Below are 1954 nucleotides of genomic sequence, written 5' to 3' on the forward strand. Positions count from 1 at the left end.
TTCGAATTTGATTTATATCATTTTATTTTTCAGATAAATAGCATAATATCTATATCAATTAACCCATCTTTGCTTTTTATATTATTCGGCAACGTCAACTCCTAGATAATTATTGAATGCTTACTTTCTCAAACCAGAGATAGCCAAATGCAAAAAATCTTTATAGCTATTATTTTCATTATCTGTCAGTTAATCTCTTACTCAGCATTAGCACTATCTGTGTACTACCCACCCATCTATAAAGTTAAAGCATCTGACTTTATAGAAAAATTCAATACTTTAAATAAACAATATCGATATAATCTGAAACCTATTAAAAAACCCAAGGAGCCTCGATCTCGATATGAAATCACTTATCTCCTTACACCTAATATTTATCTCACAATAAAGAGCGACTTTGAGTTAGTAACAGAACTTAAACTTGCCTGTGACCAATTCGCCAATAATAAATCAGCCGGCATGAATAAATGTCAGCAATCTATACAGCTTATTAGTGAAGCATTTGATCCTGATTTTGTGCTTAGTGACTTCAAGCATAATAAAGTATGTAAATCTACAGATAAGGTAAATTCATGTTTATATGAGTTCAATGATATTATGTACACACAGGAAAATGAACAAAACACACAATCTTTACGCTTCATCATTTCTCCATTCATAGGGTTCCCAGTACGTCGTACTATGGGAAGCCGCCCCATTTATCAAATCAAATCTTCTGATTTTATAGAAAAATTCAATACTTTAAATAAACAATATCGATATGATTTGGAACCACGTAACTTTCGATCTGAAAACAATTATTTATTATCATCATTTAGATCTAATAGCGACCTCACAATTAATAGCGAATCTAATTTTGTAACAGGGCTTAAATTTACCTGTTACCATTTCTCGATTAATAGATCAGCTAACAGATCAGCCGACATGAATAAATGCTACCAATCTATTCAGCTTATTAGTCAGGCATTTGATCCTGATTTTGTGCTTAGTGACTTCGAGCGGAATAAAGTATGCAAATTCACAGACGAGGGAAGCTACTCTTGTTCCTATAATTCCCAAAATGTTGGTTACACACTGGAATATAAAAAAAGCGAACGAATTTTATCTTTTATCATTTCTCCACTCACCTCTTACTCAATATTACCTGATGCGAGGAGCCCACTACCCACCTATCAGATACAAGAATCTGACTTTATAGAAAAATTCGATACTTTAAATCAACAATATCTATATGATCTGCAGCCCTTTAACTTTCAATCTGAAATTACTTATCTACTTACACCTAATATCTACATCACAATGAAAAACCGGTATGGTATGGTAACAGAACTTAAACTTGTCTGTGACCGATTCGCCAATAATAAATCAGCCGGCATGAATAAATGTCAGCAATCTATTCAGCTTATGAGTAAAGCATTTGATCCTGATTTTGTGCTTAGCGACTTCAAGCGTAATAAAGTATGTGAATCTACAAACAAGGTAAAATCATGTTCATATATGTTCAATCAAGTTAGTTATACACAGGAGCATGATCTGGACGACCAATCTTTACGCTTTAGCATTTCTCCAATGCGTGAGTATAGGTGGTAAGGCATTTGATCCTGATTTTGTGCTTAGCGACTTCAAGCGTAATAAAGTATGTGAATCCACAGGCAAAGTAAAATCTTATTCCTATGAATTCAATGATGTTGTGTACACACAGGAACATGAACAAAACCAACAATCTTTACGCTTTATCATTACTCTGTATCTTGATTCACGACTGTTTCACGTAGGTTATTAATTTTATTTTATACATCTGAATAATAAGATACTTCAACTCGTAAAGAGAATTTATCAATATAAGATATTCTCCTGTGCAAATAATTCATATAACTACCAGATTTTTGTTCCGACTGGATTGATAAATATGACCAGTTAAAATCTTCGAATTTGATTTATATCATTTTATTTT

Annotated in this window: 2 protein-coding genes; both read left to right on the forward strand. The window is 32.5% G+C overall.

Annotated features, from left to right (window positions below; genetic code table 11):
• The first annotated feature begins 147 nt into the window (after positions 1–147).
• Positions 148–1590, forward strand: a complete 1443-nt coding sequence (locus H3T84_RS11910; RefSeq protein WP_198219305.1) for a hypothetical protein — start codon at positions 148–150, stop codon at positions 1588–1590.
• Positions 1574–1783, forward strand: a complete 210-nt coding sequence (locus H3T84_RS11915) for a hypothetical protein (protein ID WP_198219307.1) — start codon at positions 1574–1576, stop codon at positions 1781–1783. Before H3T84_RS11910 ends, H3T84_RS11915 begins: the two co-directional genes overlap by 17 nt.
• Positions 1784–1954: the final 171 nt, after the last annotated feature.

This window comes from Snodgrassella sp. M0110, assembly GCF_016101465.1.
GTDB classification, from domain to species: Bacteria; Pseudomonadota; Gammaproteobacteria; order Burkholderiales; family Neisseriaceae; genus Snodgrassella; species Snodgrassella alvi.

Coding starts and splice junctions, on each gene's coding strand:
- H3T84_RS11910 (WP_198219305.1), top strand. CDS start 148: ATGCAAAAAATCTTTATAGCTATTATTTTCATTATCTGTCAGTTAATC.